Genomic DNA, 15,873 nt, shown 5'->3' with positions numbered 1-15,873 from the left:
AACCTGCGAGGACTGGTCGTCTAGTCCCCGATACGTCAGCCCCCGCTGATGGGCGGGCGCCCCGGGGGGTTTGTAGCGTATCGCCACCTCGTCCGGGGCGTATTCCACCGCCGCGGTCAGCAACTGGCCGAGAGGAGGGGTGCCCGCACGACGCCGGCGACTGCCACGAGAAGAACGACGGGCAGTTTCCATTCGAGTGCATTCACCCTCTCGCATCGAACCAGGATCCGGCCCCCGCGTGCCCGTACGGCGGAGAAACGGTGTGCCCGGGGCGAGCGCGGTGCGGCCATCATATCGGCCGAATCCGTCTTGCGATCAGTTCACAGCCAGCCGCGGCGAATCGCCTGCACCCCGGCCTGGAACCGGGTACTTGCACCCAGCCGTTCGAGCAGCCGGGCGGTCCGGCGGACCACCGTGCGCCGCGACATCCCGAGCCGGCGCGCGATCGTATCGTCGGTCGCACCCATGCTCATCATCGTGAGAATGGCCCGGTCGCGTTCGTCGAGTTCGTCGGCGGCCGGCTGCACAGAGATGGGCGCGGACAGCGTCCACAGCACATCGAAACTGCGCACCAGCAGATCCAGCAACGGTGACCCGCTGATCCGCAATGCCATCGGATCGGGCCGGCGTTCGTCGGCGTGCAGGACGAGACTGGCGCGCTCGTCGTCGGCGACGATGAGCTTGAAGGGCGGGTCGGGCAGGGTGCGGGCCTGCGCCCCGCGGGCGTTGGTGGCCAGCGTATGCCGCAGCCGGTCCGCATCCTGATAGATCGTGTCCTGGTAGAGGATCCGGTACCGGACGCCTTCGGCCATCCGGGCCTGTTTGAGATCGGCGATCCGGGTGTCGCGTTCGGCATCGCTGAGGTGCGGGCTGCGCTCCACCATTTTCACGCTGTATCCCGCGTTGGCGTGCAGCGCCTCGAAATCCGCCAGCAATTCGGCCCGTTCGAAGACGGGTACCACCGCACCGTTCCAGCCCTGGGCGCGCCGCACCGACCGGAAGGTTTCGCTGAGCCGGGCCGCGGCCGCGTGCATGGTGCTGATCTGCTGCCGCCGGCGGCGGGCTTCGGCCTCCGACAGCGATTCCGGGGCGTGGGCGTCCCAGCGCGGGGTGCCGTCGGTATCGACCACCCGGAGAACCGCGCGCAGCTCGGACAGTTCGTCCAGAGCCGTTTCGACGGCGGACTCGGACAGACCGGTATGCCGGGCGATATCGGCGACACCGGACCGCGGCCGCTGCACCAGGGTGGCGTAGACGCGCCCGTGGATCGAGTCGGGTTCGAAGATTTCGGCCAGTTCGGTCACGCCGGAGGTTCGTAGGTCTCCTTGCAGCCCTGGGGGGCCGGAAAGGATCGGACGGTCGAGGGAGTTCGAGGAACTCAGTGCGAGGGTCCCCACTCCAGTGGCACCCCCTTGGAAGCCATCCAGCTCATCGGATCGATTTTGTTCCCACCCTGGTCCCAGATCTCGAGGTGCAGATGCGGACCGGTGGATTGGCCGCGGTTGCCGACGGTGGCGATCACATCGCCCGCCTTCACCCGCTGCCCCTGTGCGACATAGATATCGTTCACGTGGCCGTAGACGCCGGTGGTGCCGTCGTCGTGCAGGACGCGGACCCACATACCGAAGCCGGAGGCCGGCCCGGCCTCGATCACCGTGCCGTCGGCGACCGATTTGATCGGCGCGCCCAGGGCGTCGGCGAAATCGATGCCGTAATGCATGGCACCCCAGCGACTGCCGTAGCTGGAACTCACCACCCCTGCCACCGGACGCACGACCTGTGCGGGAGCGAACTGCTGGTGCAGCTGCTCGAGGGTCTGTTCGGCATGGGCCAGCGGCGCGGCGACCTCGGGCGGCAGGTTGCTCAACCCGAATGGCGCGGCGACGGGAGCCGGTGCCGCGATCTCGGCGGCCTGCACGGGCGCCGGAGCCGGCGCTGCGACGGGCGCCGCAGCGGCCTGCTGCTCGGCGGGCCGGGCGATCTCCTCGGCGACCGGGGGCGCGGGCTCCGCCTCGGCGGCCTCCCTTTCACCGCCACCCGGGAGCAGCGGAGCGGCGTAGGCCAGTGCCGGCGCGACCTGCGAGGCGGTACCGATGATCGCACCCGCCGCGACCGCGGCCCCGGCGGCCGCCCGGACCTTCTCGACGGCGGTGGCTTCGGCCCGGTGACGATGCGGCCGCACGCGGACCTCGTCGCCGATGAGGCTCATAACGGTGATGGAACCGGTGCCTGATCGATGGTGCGCCAATGTCCGTCCTCGCTATCCGGTCAACATGTTCACGAACGCCCCGCGTGCGGACCCAGACTCGAGCCCGGTAAACGTAACGTTTAGGCATCCGTTGTGACGGTAACTCTACCGCCCCGTGACCATATCGCAACCTTGCCAGCAAAAGCGCTGGTAAGCCGCCTGAAACTCCAGAGTGAAACGGTCACGATCGTGCGAAATCCCCGTTATCTCGCAGGCCCGATTCCCCCTCCTCGGACGACGAGCCCGGCGCGGAGTACGCCGGTTCCGGCCGAATCCGGCATCCCGGTCGCGATGCGCAGCCCCCTGAACATCCGGACACCGGTCCGACCCGACCGATTGCCCTTGCGCATCCGATCGGATCCGGCAGCAACCGCGCCCCACCAGGCATTCAGCACCTCGACGGTGCGCCAAAACGGCCACCACCGAACACCTTTCATCCACAATCCACTGTTATTGACAACCGATTTCGATTAGACTCGGCCCGGCAGATCTGCCGCGGGTTTCCGCATCACCTGTCGCACAGACCAGTTGACCTCAGGAGGTCGCCGTGTCCTTAGATGTCCCCACCGCCCTGCTGGAACGCGCCGAAAGCGGCGATGTCACCGACGCCGAATTCGTGGAGTGCGTCCGCACCTCACTGCCCTACGCCTGGGAGGTCGTCAGCCGCGTCGCCGATGAACTGCAAACCGGCACCGTGGAATTCGCCGACAACGAAGTGGCCCCGCCGGACGAGACCGCACGTGGCCAGCTGCTGCGCGCCCTGGCCTCCGATGCCATCCGGGGCGGGCTGGAACGGCATTTCGGCGTGAAACTGGCGTTTCAGAACTGCCATCGCGTCGCGGCGTTCCCGCTCGCGGCCGTCGGCGGTGATACGTACAACCGGTTCATCAGCCCGCGCAACCAGTTGCTCAACCAGAGCCCGGAACTGCGCAACTGCTGAGAACAACGGTCCCCGGCGCGGTTTCGCGCCGGGGACCGCTTTTCCCGGTGCTCAGCGCACCGTGGTCACATCCAGTTCCCCGTCGGCGTACCGCGCCCGCAGCCGCTTCTTGTCGAATTTGCCCACGCTGGTCTTGGGAACCTCCTCGATGAAGGTCCAGTACTCGGGCAGTTGCCATTTCGCGAAACGTGCCGACAGGAACTCACGCAGTTCCTCCGGCTGCACCGAGGCACCTTCGGCCACCACGATCGCCGCCAGCGGCCGCTCATCCCATTTCTCGTCCGGAATACCGATAACGGCCGCCTCCGCCACGGCGGGATGACCCATCACCGCGTTCTCCAGGTCCACCGAGGAGATCCACTCACCACCGGACTTGATCACGTCCTTGGATCGATCCACCAACGTCAGATAGCCGTTCGGGGTGATCTTGCCGACGTCGCCGGTGCGCAGCCAGCCGTCATCGAATTTGCCCGGGTCGACGGCCGCTCCGTCGGGCGAGTAATAGGAGCCCGTGATCCACGGCCCGCGTACCTCCAGCTCCCCCAAGGATTTCCCGTCATTGGGCACCACCGACCCGTCGTCACCGACCAACCGCGCCTGCACAGCGGCCGGGAAGCGCCCCTGGGTGACCCGGTAGGTCCAGGCCTCCTCCTCACTCACCCCGTGCGGCGGATGAGCCAGGCTGCCGAGCGGCGATGTCTCGGTCATCCCCCAGGCGTGCACCACCCGCACGCCGTGCTTCTCCTCGAACGCCTTCATCATCGACGGCGGCGCGGCCGAACCGCCCACCACCACCGCACGCAGATGGGTGATGTCCTGCGGTTGCGCCGCCAGCGCGGCGAGCACCCCGCCCCAGATGGTCGGCACTGCGGCGGCGAAGGTCGGTTTCACCGCGGCCATCATCTCCAGCAACGGTCCCGGCTGGAGGAAGCGGTCCGGCATCAATACGTTCGCGCCGGTCATCAGGGCCGCGTAGGGCAGTCCCCAGGCGTTGGCGTGGAACATCGGCACGATGCCGAGCACGGTGTCGTCGATACGCAACCCCATGGCGGCGGGCGTGGTGGCCTGCATGGAGTGCAGCCAGTTGGAGCGATGCGAATACACCACACCCTTGGGGTCGCCGGTGGTGCCGGAGGTGTAGCACATCGCCGCCGCCGTACGTTCGTCGACAACCGGGAAATCGAACGTGTCCGGGTATTTCGCGAGAAGTTCGCTGTAGTCGTGCACGGTGACGCCGTCGACCGCGGGCACGGCCGCGACATCCCCGTTGACCACGATCACGTGCCGGACCGTTTTCAGCTGCGGCAGATACTGCCCGAACATCGGCACCAGACTGCCGTCGACCAGCACCACCTGATCCTCGGCATGGTTGGCCACATAGATCAGCTGTTCGGGCGAGAGCCGGATGTTGAGGGCGTGCAGCACCGACCCCATCGCGGGAATGGCGATATAGGCGACCAGATGCTCGTTGTTGTTCCACATGAACGTGCCGACCCGGTCGCCCCGTCCGATACCGAGCTCGGTGAGTGCGTTGGCCAGGCGGGCCGAATCGGCACCGACCTCGCGATAGGTCATGGTGCGCACCCCGTCGCCGGTCCAGGTGGACACCGTGGAATCGCCGACGAAGGTGGACGCGTAGCGCAGCAGCGTCGCCAGCGAGAGCTGGTCGTCCATCATGGTGCTCAACATCGGAACTACCCCTTACTGATCTGGGTGGCGGAGGGCTTGCGATGTGCGCCCGGCCCAGGTCGGTGAGACACAGAAGAGGGCATGACTCACATCACACCGCCGGAGACTACCGTGGAGTAGCCGGACATGGGGAGGGTAGGCCGAAAACCGGTCGGGATAAGCGTCGGCGCTGGTCAGCGGGTGAGTGCCGGAGCGCTGCGCCGGCGGCCGGGTGACGGGATGAGACGCAATGCCCGCGACGCCCCCTGCGGGCCACCGGCATTGCGCCATCGCCGCCGAGCACTCACTTGTGATAGCCGGGAATCCGGCCCGCTGCCAAGTCAGATAACGAAACGACATCCAAACGAGACACGGCCCGCATTCGTGTACCGACCGATGGGATGAATCCACCCCCGACCCGACCGCACTACCACCTGTTATGAGCGACGCGAACCAGCACAGCAGAGAAATACGGAATCACTTACAGATGCACGCGCAGCACCGTCCGAGACCGGATTTCTGGCCGGAAATATCGATTCACTGACCTTCGTTCCCCTCCGACGAGACCGGTCGCCGACCTACGCTTGAACCATGACAACGCCGTCGATCATCATCATCGGGGCCGGGTTCGGTGGGCTCGGTATGGGACTCGAACTCCTGCGGTCGGGGATAGACGATTTCACCATCGTCGAACGAGCCCAGGACCTCGGCGGCGTCTGGCGGGAGAACACCTACCCCGGCGCGGCCTGCGACGTACCGAGCCCCCTGTACTCCTGGTCCTTCGAACCACGCTCCGATTGGCCCCGGCGTTTCTCCGAGCAGCCCGATATCCACGACTACCTGCGCCGCGTCGTCGGCAAATACGATCTCGAACGCTATATCCGCTTCGGCACCGAGATCAGCGACGCCGAATACGACGAAACCGCCGCGCAATGGCAGGTCCGCACCGGCGACGGTGACCTGCTCACCGCCGATGTGCTGATCTCCGCGGTAGGCCAGCTCTCCCGCCCCGCCATGCCGAACATCCCCGGCATCGACACCTTCACCGGTCCCGCCTTCCACTCCGCCGAATGGGACCATTCCGTCGACCTCACCGGCAAACGGGTCGCCTGTATCGGCACCGGCGCCAGTGCGATCCAGTACATTCCCCGCATCCAGCCGATCGCCGAACACCTCACACTGTTCCAGCGTTCCGCCGCCTGGGTGCTGCCCAAGGCCGACGCCGAATACGCTGCCCGCCACCACGCCGTATTCAAGTACCTACCCCCTGTCCGCTGGGCCGAACGCTTCGGCTGGTGGATGTTCTTCGAAGTGATGGCACTGGCGCTCACCGATCTGCAAGGCATCCAGGCCCCGGTCCTGAAGGTGGCCGAAGCCCACCGCGCCAGGCAGATTCTCGACCCGATCCTGCGCGAAAAACTCACCCCCGACTACGCCGCCGGCTGTAAACGAGCCCTGTTCTCCAACGACTACTTCCCCGCCCTCGGCCGGCCGAACGTCACTGTGGAGACCAACGCCATCACCGAGATCACCCCCACAGGTGTACGCACCGCCGACGGTATCGATCACGAAGTCGACGTCATCGTCTACGGCACCGGCTTCAAAGGCACCGAATTCCTTGCCCCCATGAACATCTACGGCACCGACGGCCGCAAACTCGCCGACGCCTGGGCCGCCGAAGGCGCCCGCGCCTACCTCGGCATCTCGGTCCCGAAATTCCCCAACCTGTTCATGATGTACGGCCCGAACACGAACGTCGGCTCGGGCTCCATCGTCTACATGCTGGAATCCCAGGCCCGCTACATCCGCCAAGCCGTCGAATACCTCCGCCACCACCCCGGCCGCGGTCTGGCCGCCCGCGTCGAGACCGAACAGCGCTGGGACAACTGGCTGCAGAAACGGCTGAAAGACACCCCCTGGAACTTCTGCTCCAGCTGGTACCGCAACGCCTCGGGCCGCATCACCAACAACTGGCCCGGCGCCACGGTCCTCTACCGCTGGAAAACCCGCCGCTTCGACCCCGCCGACTACGAAACCACCGTCGCATCCTGACGCCCGCGGGCCGCCCCGACCTACGATGCGGCCCCACAGCGGGTCACCCGGTAGACTGCTGCCCACCGGCCCCGGCCCGGCCCTCGTAGCTCAGGGGATAGAGCACCGCTCTCCTAAAGCGGGTGTCGCAGGTTCGAATCCTGCCGAGGGCACAAACCTGCGACCACGTTTCCACAGTCCAGTGGGAAACGGCCATGCCCGACCGCCGACTTCGGGGCCGGCTTGCGCGGCAGCGGCCGCTGTCGGTGGCCGCCCGCGTGCACACCGGCACGGTCGGGATCAACCACTACGCCCTCGATCGCGGCGCGCCCTTCGGCGAACGAGCCCGACGCAGGGCGGCACCGAGCGCGGCACCGCTCCCGCCAACTGAACCCGATTCCTCCCCCGGGTCGGCAAGCTCACCGACTGCTGCCCGCCCGCAGTCCCTGCCTCACCGGCCGGGACGTTGCGATGTGCCGTCGAAAAGTCTGTCGAGGTAGTAATCGATAGCGGCCGACGCGGCGTCGGGATCGATGACGCCGAGGTCGAGAAGCGGGGTGAAGCCGGTCAGCGCAAGCAGGAGGTTTGTCTCGATGACCGGATCGCGATCCGGCGGGATGCGGCCTTCGGTGATTGCTTGCCTGATCAGGCGTTCGGTCAGTGCTCTGCCGTCGTGTAGTCCGAGGCGGGCCTGTTCGTGTAGCTCTGGGTCGTGTAACGCCTCGAGGGTGTAGGCGGCGCTCATGCGGCTGGTGGCGCGGGCGTCCGGGTGCAGGGGGAGCATCTCCATGAGCGTCACTCGCAGTACGTCGCGCGGGTGCGGAGATGAGCCGAGTCGGTCGAGGCTTCGGGTGACGCGCTGCGAGGTCTGTTCGGAAGCGAACTCCATCGCGAATACGAGCATCGCTGTCCGGGAGGTGAAATAGTGCTGGAGCTGCCCGAGGGAGACGTCCGCCTCGCGGGCGATCTCACGCATCGTCGCCCGGGTCCAGCCTTGTTGTTCCACTACTCGCCACAGTGCGCGTGCGATGGTTTCGCGGCGTTCTCGGTGGTCGACCTGTTTCGGCACGAGAACCCCTTTCATTTGTTTCCATACATCTGACATAATACAGCTGACTTGAAAAAGAGTGGTGAGTAATGACCCTCGGCCGAGAAACGTCGAAGCACTCACCGAGGAACCGCTACCGGCCGAGCCGGGCGGAGGCCGACACCGCGCGGCATGCCCGCTTCCCGGGCGAGCGCAGCCGATTCGAGTTGAGGAGTGCGCGATGACCACATTCGCCGCCGCTGAGCTGGAGACAGCATATTTCGCGGCTTACGACGCGGTGATGGCATATTGGCCGGTACAGGCCGAGACGGTAGACCTTGTGGGTCGGTACGGAACGACACGAGTCACGTCCGCAGGCCCGACCGCAGCGCCGTCGCTGGTCCTGCTCCACGGATACAGTGGCACGTCCGGAATGTGGTACCCGGTAGTCGGTTCGCTGGCCGAGGAGCATCACGTGCGGGCCGTGGACACCATAGGCGAGCCGGGCCGCAGTCGACACACCGGCGCTGCCTTGACCAGCATGGACGATCTCGTGGACTGGCTGGCGGAAACTTTCGATCTGCTCGGGCTACCCGCCGCAGACCTGTGCGGCCAGTCCCTGGGCGGGCACCTCGCGCTCCGGTTCGCGCTCGCCCATCCCGAACGGGTGCGGCGCCTGGTCCTGCTCGATCCACCTCTGGTCTTCGCCGGGCTCAGCCCCGAGTTCGAGGAGTTGGGCCGGAACCGCAACCCACACCCGACTTTCGAGGAGGCCCGCGCCGTGCTGGCACCGGGCGCCCCCGGCAGCGGGCCGGCGCATCTGGAGGCCTACCTCGACCTGCTCGCTCACGGAGCCGCGCACTTCCCGGCCTCGCCGATCGTTCATCCCCATCTGCCGGACGGGCTGACGCACCTCCCGGTCCCGACCCTCGTCGCTCTGGCGGGAGCGAGCCAGGTGCACGATTCGGAGGCGGCCGCGGAAGTCGCGCGGCGTGCCGGGGCGCACACGGTGATTCTCCCCGATGCGGGGCACGGCCTCCTGGCCGACGTCGAACCTGTCCGCAGCCTCGTCCTCGAACACCTCCGGCGAAAGGACGCGCCGACCTGATACCGCGACAGCGAACCCCGAACAGGACGATCGGCCGGATTCGTGGCTCGCGCAGTCACCCGCGCCGTCGAATCCGAAATAGGCCCGAACCCCCGGCATCCGGGAAGGCCACGGCCGACCTTTCGCAGACTCAGGCAATACCCAGCAGGAACAAGCCGAGGGCAGCGCCTGTGAAAACCGCGGTGTTGCGGGCCTTCTGGAGGGTCCAGGTCCAGGACGGGAAGCCGGATTCGGCGACCTCGAGCAGGGTGGGGACGTCGATGCGGGCCAGCTCCGGATCGTTCTTGCGCCGGAAGGCGGCCTGGACGGACTGCACAGCGGTCAGGTTGCTGTAGACGATGACGCTGTTGCCCAGGAGCAGCAGTGACATTACGACCCAGTTCACCGGGCGCATCCAGTCGAAACCGGCCAGGTTCAGTCCGGCCATGAGAACCAGCAGTGTCGCGACGCCGCCCGGGGCCCACCACTCGTGGCCGCTTGCATCGAAGCGCATACCGTTCTCGCGAAGTGCGGTGGTGCGCACGCCCTGGCGGGCCAGTTCGGCTTCCGCGCCGACCATGGCAGCGGTCCCGTAGCGGTGGCGCACGATCGGCATGCTCACGAAGGTTGCGGCGGCGGTCAGTTCGATGGCGGCGATGGCGGCGTTCATCGGGATCTCCCTCGATCTCCGGCCGCTCGCTCGGCGACCTCTTGAACTAAGTGCAAGTAACACTAACCCGAACTTGAACTAAGTACAAGAAATTCTTGAACTTTGTGAAAGTCACTGGTCGGCGCCTAGAGTGACGGCATGCCGCGGGACACGCTGACCAGGGAACAGATCGTCCGCACCGCCATCGAACTCCTCGACGAAGAGGGGCTGGACGGACTCAACATGCGCAGTCTCGGCAAACGCCTCGACGCCGCGGCGACTGCCATGTACTGGCACGTCGAGAACAAGGACAATCTGGTACGGCTGGCCACCGACGAGATCTGGGGTGAGATCGTGCTGCCGGACCCCCGGACCACGGACTGGCGCAGCGCCGCGGAGGCCGTCGCCGCCGGCATGTACGCCATGATCACCCGGCATCCCTGGGTTGTGCAGGCCCAATCGGGATATCTGCTCTATGGTCCCAACAAGTCTCGCCACGATGATCGGATGCTGGCCATCTTCGAACAGGCCGGATTCGACGAGGACGGCGCTGATCAGGCCACCGCAGCTGTGTTCATGTTCGTGCTCGGCAACGCCGTCGGACAGGCAGCGAACGTCTCGCTCAATCGCCGCCTCAACCGCAACGGAGACAGCGCGCAAACCCAACTCGCGCAAGTCATGTCCGAGGCAACCGAGATCGCCCGGGGATATCCGAGGTTGCGCCGTCGTATCGAAAGGGCGACCGCAGCCACCGAATACAACGCCGCACCCGACAGCGCCTTCGAGTTCGGTCTGACCGCGCTGCTGGACGGGCTTACCGAGCGGCTCACCGCACGAAATCCCACCCCGGCCGAGTGACCTCCAGTCCTGGAATCGCGCCACCGACCTCACCGCCGGCACTCGCCCACCAACATCCCCTCCGCCGCGTTCCGAGCCGGCCGAGCAGGGTTTCCGATAGAACTGCGCGCGAAAACAACGACGGCAGCACCGGGGAGTCGGCGAGATCGCGCTGTAGGCAGCAGTCGGTTGGAGCGCGCGCTTACCAACCTTTCGCTGGCCGCACTGGAACGGCTCGCGGAGATGTCGGGCGTCGGCCCACGCACGCTGCCGAGCGAGAACACGGCTGTCACGGTGACCGTGACGGACGGCAGCGTCGTCCGGCTACGACCCGGGCACAGCCCTCAACTCACCGCCGCCAACGCCCTCCACGGCTTCCTGGAACGCGATCGAGCCCGCGGAGCGGCGCATTCGATTCGCCGGCGCGCCTCGGAGGTACTGATCCGCAGCAGATCACTCAACAGCTCTGCCGTGTCGCGGTAGCCGGTGTCGCCAGCGAGACCACGGCGCTCGGCCTCGGCGACCGCGGCGACCATGGCCGCACCCAGTCGCCGCCGGTGGCGCTCGGTTTCGACGAGAGTGCGCAGCAAGTCGACATCGGCCAGTTCCGACCAGCTCCGTGCCGGCGCCTGCGGTGCCAATGCAGTCGAATGTGTGTTCACGCCGCCGAGCGTACCCCATCACTAGAACATATGTTCGATAAATCAACTCGGGGATATACCGTGTCCGGGCAGCCGAAAGATAAGCCCGGACACGAACTGCTCTCCTGAAGCAGTAGTCGCGGCTTCGGCTGCGCCACTTCCTGCATACAACAGCATGCGCGAAGCGGCGGGTTCGGTGTTCGCGACGTCAGTGCGAGTAGTCCCGGAAGGTCATCACGCCGCCGACGAGGAAAACCAGCACCGCGAGGATGTAGACGGTGACGCGGAACCATGTCGGCCCGTAGTAGCTGACCGCCATCGCCGCACCCAGCGCCGCGAGAATCAGTACCACCCCGTAGAACGGTGTGCGCTGCTCCCTGTCCACCATTCCTCCAGTGTCCGCCGGTGGCGCCCAGGTAGCAATGACACCGCGCAGATCGCGCTCCGACCTGCTGTTGCACGCTGAATCCGCGGCCGGCAGGCTGCCATCGGCGCTTGCCGATCAGCTGCGGTCGTCCGGCCGGCACACCGCCCACACCAGCACGATCACCGGCAGGCCGAGCACCACCAGCCAGCCGAGCCCGATCACCGGCCGGTGCCCGCGGGCGACCATCGGGCGAAGGACAGGCGAGGTAGCACCGTCTCCACGTCGGCGATGTCCATAACTCGGTTCAATTCCAGCGGGCCCAGGTGCTCCGGGGCCGGCGTGATCACCACATCCGCCGCGGCATTGCGGACCTGATCGGCCACCGGCAGCACCGAACGGATACCGGACCACACCAGGCGGTAACCGAGACGCCGCGCCAACCGGGACACCTGCGCACGATCCCAATCGGGTGCAGGACTCACATCGTCGTCCACCCATCCGAACGCGATCGGCTCCCCTTGCTGCCGCATCATGGCTCCCCTGCCTACGTGGTGAATGTGGAATGCACCCGCCGCCGGGGACCTGCCGAGGCGTCGACGGTCGACCCGGCGGCGGGGCCGAGGCAAGCGTCACAGCGCCGCGAGCACACTTTGTTCCCCAGTGGAACAATGCACTCGAGGTATTGACTCGACAGGGAAGCGCAGGTGCGCGGTATGAGCGACGAACCGGATACCTACATAGGGCAGCGAATCCGCCAGATCCGCGCCCGGCGCGGCATTTCCCAGCAGGTCCTGGCGGATCGGGCGGGGATGAGCCGATCGGTGATCGCGAAATACGAAGCCGGGCTTCGCCCCGTGGACTCCCGCCGGACGTTGCTCGCACTGGCCGGTGCACTCGGGGTGACACTGGGAGACCTGACCGGCAGTGACGATCGAATAGACCCGGCCACCAGTGCATTTCATCGGTCCGTACCCGCCATCGAAACAGCGCTCTGGACACAGGGCAATATCACAGACACCCGCCCGCCACGCACCATCGATGAGCTGACAGTGGCCGTCGACCATGCCTCCCGGTTACGGCATGCCGGGGATTACGCCACACTCGGACCGTTACTGCCCGATCTATTGACCGATGCCTATCGCCTCACCGCAAGCGGCAGCGCGCAAGCATGGGATCTGCTGGCGACCACCGCTTACGGTGTGGCGTCGGCATTGCGACAGCGTGGGCACGATGCGTTGGCCTGGACGGCCGTACAGGAGTCCGAGCGGGCGGCAAGGCACGCCGATTCGCTCGCACCGGTCGCTGCGGCGGCTTTCCTCCGATCTCAGATCCTCGCCGCGCGCCCCGGTGCTCTGCCCGCAGCGCTGACCATCGCCGGCCGCGCGGCCGAACGGCTGACCCCTGATGCGCGCACGCTCGGCGAACTGGAGATGGTCGGGATGGCACGCTTGCAGACCGGCTTCGCCGAAACACTGGCCGGTGGTGATCCCCGACCTCATCTCGAGGAAGCGGCGCAGATCGCAGCACGGCTGCCCGATGCCCCCGGCGGCCGAAGCACCGCCCGCAATCGAACATTCGGCGCGGCCAACGTCGCCTTGTGGCAGATGAGTTCGGCAGTCGAACGGCGCGAACCCACGGAGGCGCTGCGCATCGCCGAGACACTGAACCCGGACGAACTCCCGGCCGGAGTCCGGCACGCTCAGTTCTTCATCGAGGTGGGTCGCGCGCAGGCGATGCGCCGCGATCACCGGGCAGCACTGCATGCCCTACTGCGAGGTGAGCATGCCGCACCTCAACATGTGCGCGGAATGGCGCCGGTGCGCGAGCTGGTAGGTGCGATGTTGCGCCAGGCCCGCCGCGACCTCACCACCGGGGAACTGGGCAGGTTGGCCCAACGGGTGGGCGTAGTGGCGTAAGCGGTTCCGGAGTCCGGTCCGGGAAACGACTGCGGTAGCTGCGTTCCGATGCTCGATGGGCGCTGGGCGTCGTCAGCGGCGGACGCCGACCGAGCCTCCTCAGTGCGGTCCGGCCCGGCTGCGCACCGGCAAAAGCCTGTGCGGCAACTGGACCGGAGCAGTCACCCGCTGCCGTCAGGCTGCGGACATGGCGACAGCATCCGCGCCATCCGCGCCGTTCGGTGCGGGAAACGACTGCCGGCCGATTGGCTTGTCGGTGAGTTCACTACGAACCGCTTACGTGGGTATCCGAAACCTGGGCAGACGGACACGGCAGCTCCACACCGCTGGTCACTATCAGCACCGGGGCAGCCAGAAAAATCACCACGGCCACCATCGCGAGTCGTAGGCCGCGCCGCCCACCGGGTCGCGCGGACGGGCCGGGAGCCACGGTGGGCTGCCGGCGAAAACGACGAAAGAGGGCGACAGCAGAGACCAGAACGGTCGCGATCAACATACCGGCCTCAACTCACCGGGCCGAGGCGCCGTAGGGCGCGGGAACGATACCGTGGCGGATCAGACTCGCGGCTGTGTCCAGAATCGTCTCTCGCACCGGCCGCATCTCCCAGGACAACTCCCGGCGGGCCTTGTCCGAGCTGACGCGTTCGTGACGTCCCAGCCACGGCAGAATCAGCCGCACCGACGGGTCGAAGTATCCGATGATCCGGATCAGCCGATCGGGGATCGTGCGGGTGGGTACGCGGAAACCCTTCCGGTTGTATTCCTCGGCCAAGATCTGCGCGATACCGCCCATCCAGATGTTGTCTCCGGCGCAGATGTACCGGTTGCCCACCGCGTCGGGACTTTCCATCGCCAGCCGATGTGCCGCGGCGAGATCGCGCACATCGATGGGTGCGAATCCGAGCCGTGGCGAACCCGGCATATCGCGGCGCAACAGGCGGACGATCGCGTTGACCGACGTTCCCACCACCGGCTGCTGAACAGGACCGAGCACCATTCCGGGATTGATCACGACCAATTCGAGCGACCTATCCGCCGGAAGTCCTGCGACGAAGTCCCAGGCCGCTCGTTCGGCGAGGGTCTTGCTCTGCTGATAGGCGGTGCTTCGATCGAGCACCGACCAGTCCCGTTCGGTACGAACGGTGTGATCTCCCGGCTCGCGGCCCGCTGACACCGCGGCTATCGACGAGGTGATCACGACCCGCCGCACCGTATCGGAGGCCGCACATGCGCGCAGAATCCGAAGTGTGCCGTCGACCGCGGGCCGAACGAGTTCATCGGGATCTTTCGGCGGGGTGTCGGGGAACGGCGAGGCCGTGTGTATGACGTAGGCGCAGTCGGTGACCGCGGGATCCCACCCATCGTCGCTGTCCAGGTCGGCCTGCACGAATTCGATGCTGCCACCGCGATCGGCCGCCAGTTTCTCCAGATGGGCCCGCCTGGCGGTGGCGGCGATATCGCGGACCGTCGCACGCACGTCGTACCCGTGCTCGATCAGTTCCGCGATGCAGTGCCCGGCGACGAATCCGGTCGCGCCGGTCACCAGTACCCGGTGTGTCATGTATGACTCCCTGAATTTGTAGGTGTTCTCTCGGCGGATGGGTTTCGGATATCGCCGGGGCCGGTCGGCGCCTGCGGCCACCGCCGGTGTCGTCGACAGTCACGTTCGTCGCCGTCGGGGAATTCCGATGTGCCTACTCACCCAAAACACGAGCAAGTTCTCGTAAATACAAAATACGAGCTATCTCTCGTATTTGTCAATCGGAGAGATGGAGGATGCCACCGGAGGCGTGATCCGGGCGCCGCCGAGAACGCGGCAGACAACGCATGGCACAGATACCCGACGCGGCGCTCGGGCTGTTCGATGAACTCGGCTACCGGGCGATGTCGACCGCCATCGCCGTTGGCGGGCACCTTGTCGAGATCTATGCCGGCCGAACCTCGAAACGCCCCGCCCGCAAGCGAGTCCCGATCACGGCCTTCGCCCCTCGGCCGATCGGCGTCGCCGGACAGCGACGCTGCTTACGCGAGTAATGACAGAAGATCACGGCGGCACAGCCCGCCGGCGCCGAAACCGGAGACCTTCAAACCTCTTCGAGACCTACTCGGAGCCGAGCAGCGGGTCGATCGAGTGCACGACGTCCGTTGCGCGACTCGCGACACCGGCCCATGCGAGCGGGCTCCGGCCTCGAGATCGGCTCAGTAGACTGAATCAAAGGTGGTTCGCCCGTGAATGATATGGCCCCGCGCCTTGATTCGAATGGGCGCCACCAGCGCCCGTTCGGCCCCGGTGCCACCCGAACCAGATAGCGTGCGGCAACCCGGCCGGCGCAGTCATTCACTTCGAGGCGGAATTCTGCCTCACTTCTTACCCGGCGACCCGGGCGTTGCCTAGATACTACGCACTGGGGGCGAGTCTGTTTACCCTCCGTGGGCAAAAAATAAACCGGCCACTAGTAGTT

Annotated in this window: 14 protein-coding genes and 1 tRNA gene; 6 read left to right on the top strand and 9 right to left on the bottom strand. The window is 66.5% G+C overall.

Annotated elements, in window-relative coordinates; translation table 11 throughout:
• Nucleotides 1–320: 320 nt before the first annotated feature.
• On the bottom strand, nucleotides 321–1,304 hold the full coding sequence (locus QH195_RS12380; protein ID WP_280421658.1) for a LuxR C-terminal-related transcriptional regulator: 984 nt from the start codon (nucleotides 1,302–1,304) through the stop codon (nucleotides 321–323).
• A gap of 74 nt (nucleotides 1,305–1,378) precedes the next feature.
• The gene (locus QH195_RS12375; protein WP_280435463.1) at nucleotides 1,379–2,209 is read right to left on the bottom strand and encodes a M23 family metallopeptidase; all 831 of its coding nucleotides are present in this window, start codon (nucleotides 2,207–2,209) and stop codon (nucleotides 1,379–1,381) included.
• A gap of 586 nt (nucleotides 2,210–2,795) precedes the next feature.
• On the opposite strand from QH195_RS12375, the gene QH195_RS12370 reads away from it, so the two are divergent.
• On the top strand, nucleotides 2,796–3,188 hold the full coding sequence (locus QH195_RS12370; protein WP_280421660.1) for an SCO5389 family protein: 393 nt from the start codon (nucleotides 2,796–2,798) through the stop codon (nucleotides 3,186–3,188).
• A 51-nt stretch (nucleotides 3,189–3,239) separates the two neighbouring features.
• Here QH195_RS12370 and QH195_RS12365 read toward each other — a convergent pair whose 3' ends face one another.
• Nucleotides 3,240–4,877: a long-chain fatty acid--CoA ligase gene (locus QH195_RS12365; protein WP_280421661.1), complete on the bottom strand. Its 1,638-nt coding sequence runs from the start codon at nucleotides 4,875–4,877 to the stop codon at nucleotides 3,240–3,242.
• 570 nt (nucleotides 4,878–5,447) lie between these two features.
• On the opposite strand from QH195_RS12365, the gene QH195_RS12360 reads away from it, so the two are divergent.
• Nucleotides 5,448–6,908: a flavin-containing monooxygenase gene (locus QH195_RS12360; protein ID WP_280435462.1), complete on the top strand. Its 1,461-nt coding sequence runs from the start codon at nucleotides 5,448–5,450 to the stop codon at nucleotides 6,906–6,908.
• A gap of 79 nt (nucleotides 6,909–6,987) precedes the next feature.
• A tRNA-Arg gene (locus QH195_RS12355) sits at nucleotides 6,988–7,060 on the top strand.
• Between the two features lie 278 nt (nucleotides 7,061–7,338).
• On the opposite strand, the gene QH195_RS12350 is transcribed toward QH195_RS12355, so the two are convergent.
• Nucleotides 7,339–7,971 (bottom strand): TetR/AcrR family transcriptional regulator, encoded by a 633-nt coding sequence (locus QH195_RS12350; RefSeq protein ID WP_280435461.1) that lies wholly within the window; start codon nucleotides 7,969–7,971, stop codon nucleotides 7,339–7,341.
• A gap of 184 nt (nucleotides 7,972–8,155) precedes the next feature.
• Here QH195_RS12350 and QH195_RS12345 point away from each other — a divergent pair, with 184 nt between their 5' ends.
• Nucleotides 8,156–9,022, top strand: coding sequence for an alpha/beta fold hydrolase (locus tag QH195_RS12345; protein ID WP_280435460.1), 867 nt, complete (start codon nucleotides 8,156–8,158; stop codon nucleotides 9,020–9,022).
• 130 nt (nucleotides 9,023–9,152) lie between these two features.
• Here QH195_RS12345 and QH195_RS12340 read toward each other — a convergent pair whose 3' ends face one another.
• Complete coding sequence (locus QH195_RS12340) at nucleotides 9,153–9,671, bottom strand: hypothetical protein (RefSeq protein ID WP_280435459.1); 519 nt, start codon at nucleotides 9,669–9,671, stop codon at nucleotides 9,153–9,155.
• Between the two features lie 138 nt (nucleotides 9,672–9,809).
• On the opposite strand from QH195_RS12340, the gene QH195_RS12335 reads away from it, so the two are divergent.
• The gene (locus QH195_RS12335) at nucleotides 9,810–10,508 is read left to right on the top strand and encodes a TetR/AcrR family transcriptional regulator (protein ID WP_280435458.1); all 699 of its coding nucleotides are present in this window, start codon (nucleotides 9,810–9,812) and stop codon (nucleotides 10,506–10,508) included.
• A gap of 323 nt (nucleotides 10,509–10,831) precedes the next feature.
• Here QH195_RS12335 and QH195_RS12330 read toward each other — a convergent pair whose 3' ends face one another.
• From QH195_RS12330 to QH195_RS12320, 3 genes are all read right to left on the bottom strand, one after another.
• On the bottom strand, nucleotides 10,832–11,149 hold the full coding sequence (locus QH195_RS12330) for a DUF222 domain-containing protein (protein WP_280435457.1): 318 nt from the start codon (nucleotides 11,147–11,149) through the stop codon (nucleotides 10,832–10,834).
• A gap of 187 nt (nucleotides 11,150–11,336) precedes the next feature.
• Nucleotides 11,337–11,516: a hypothetical protein gene (locus QH195_RS12325; RefSeq protein WP_280421668.1), complete on the bottom strand. Its 180-nt coding sequence runs from the start codon at nucleotides 11,514–11,516 to the stop codon at nucleotides 11,337–11,339.
• A 197-nt stretch (nucleotides 11,517–11,713) separates the two neighbouring features.
• Nucleotides 11,714–12,028, bottom strand: coding sequence for a hypothetical protein (locus QH195_RS12320; protein ID WP_280435456.1), 315 nt, complete (start codon nucleotides 12,026–12,028; stop codon nucleotides 11,714–11,716).
• Between the two features lie 180 nt (nucleotides 12,029–12,208).
• Between QH195_RS12320 and QH195_RS12315 the strand changes: the two genes are divergently transcribed.
• Nucleotides 12,209–13,411 (top strand): helix-turn-helix transcriptional regulator, encoded by a 1,203-nt coding sequence (locus QH195_RS12315; protein ID WP_280421670.1) that lies wholly within the window; start codon nucleotides 12,209–12,211, stop codon nucleotides 13,409–13,411.
• Between the two features lie 508 nt (nucleotides 13,412–13,919).
• Here QH195_RS12315 and QH195_RS12310 read toward each other — a convergent pair.
• Nucleotides 13,920–14,972, bottom strand: coding sequence for an SDR family oxidoreductase (locus QH195_RS12310; RefSeq protein WP_280435455.1), 1,053 nt, complete (start codon nucleotides 14,970–14,972; stop codon nucleotides 13,920–13,922).
• Between the last annotated feature and the right edge of the window lie 901 nt (nucleotides 14,973–15,873).

The organism is Nocardia carnea (assembly GCF_029868855.1).
GTDB classification, from domain to species: Bacteria; Actinomycetota; Actinomycetes; order Mycobacteriales; family Mycobacteriaceae; genus Nocardia; species Nocardia carnea_A.
The sequence above is the reverse complement of the archived record's forward strand: the minus strand, read 5'-3'. Positions and strand labels throughout refer to the sequence as shown.

Coding starts and splice junctions, on each gene's coding strand:
- QH195_RS12375 (WP_280435463.1), bottom strand. CDS start 2,209: ATGAGCCTCATCGGCGACGAGGTCCGCGTGCGGCCGCATCGTCACCGG.
- QH195_RS12365 (WP_280421661.1), bottom strand. CDS start 4,877: ATGTTGAGCACCATGATGGACGACCAGCTCTCGCTGGCGACGCTGCTG.
- QH195_RS12360 (WP_280435462.1), top strand. CDS start 5,448: ATGACAACGCCGTCGATCATCATCATCGGGGCCGGGTTCGGTGGGCTC.
- QH195_RS12350 (WP_280435461.1), bottom strand. CDS start 7,971: ATGAAAGGGGTTCTCGTGCCGAAACAGGTCGACCACCGAGAACGCCGC.
- QH195_RS12345 (WP_280435460.1), top strand. CDS start 8,156: ATGACCACATTCGCCGCCGCTGAGCTGGAGACAGCATATTTCGCGGCT.
- QH195_RS12340 (WP_280435459.1), bottom strand. CDS start 9,671: ATGAACGCCGCCATCGCCGCCATCGAACTGACCGCCGCCGCAACCTTC.
- QH195_RS12335 (WP_280435458.1), top strand. CDS start 9,810: ATGCCGCGGGACACGCTGACCAGGGAACAGATCGTCCGCACCGCCATC.
- QH195_RS12325 (WP_280421668.1), bottom strand. CDS start 11,516: ATGGTGGACAGGGAGCAGCGCACACCGTTCTACGGGGTGGTACTGATT.
- QH195_RS12320 (WP_280435456.1), bottom strand. CDS start 12,028: ATGATGCGGCAGCAAGGGGAGCCGATCGCGTTCGGATGGGTGGACGAC.
- QH195_RS12315 (WP_280421670.1), top strand. CDS start 12,209: ATGAGCGACGAACCGGATACCTACATAGGGCAGCGAATCCGCCAGATC.
- QH195_RS12310 (WP_280435455.1), bottom strand. CDS start 14,972: ATGACACACCGGGTACTGGTGACCGGCGCGACCGGATTCGTCGCCGGG.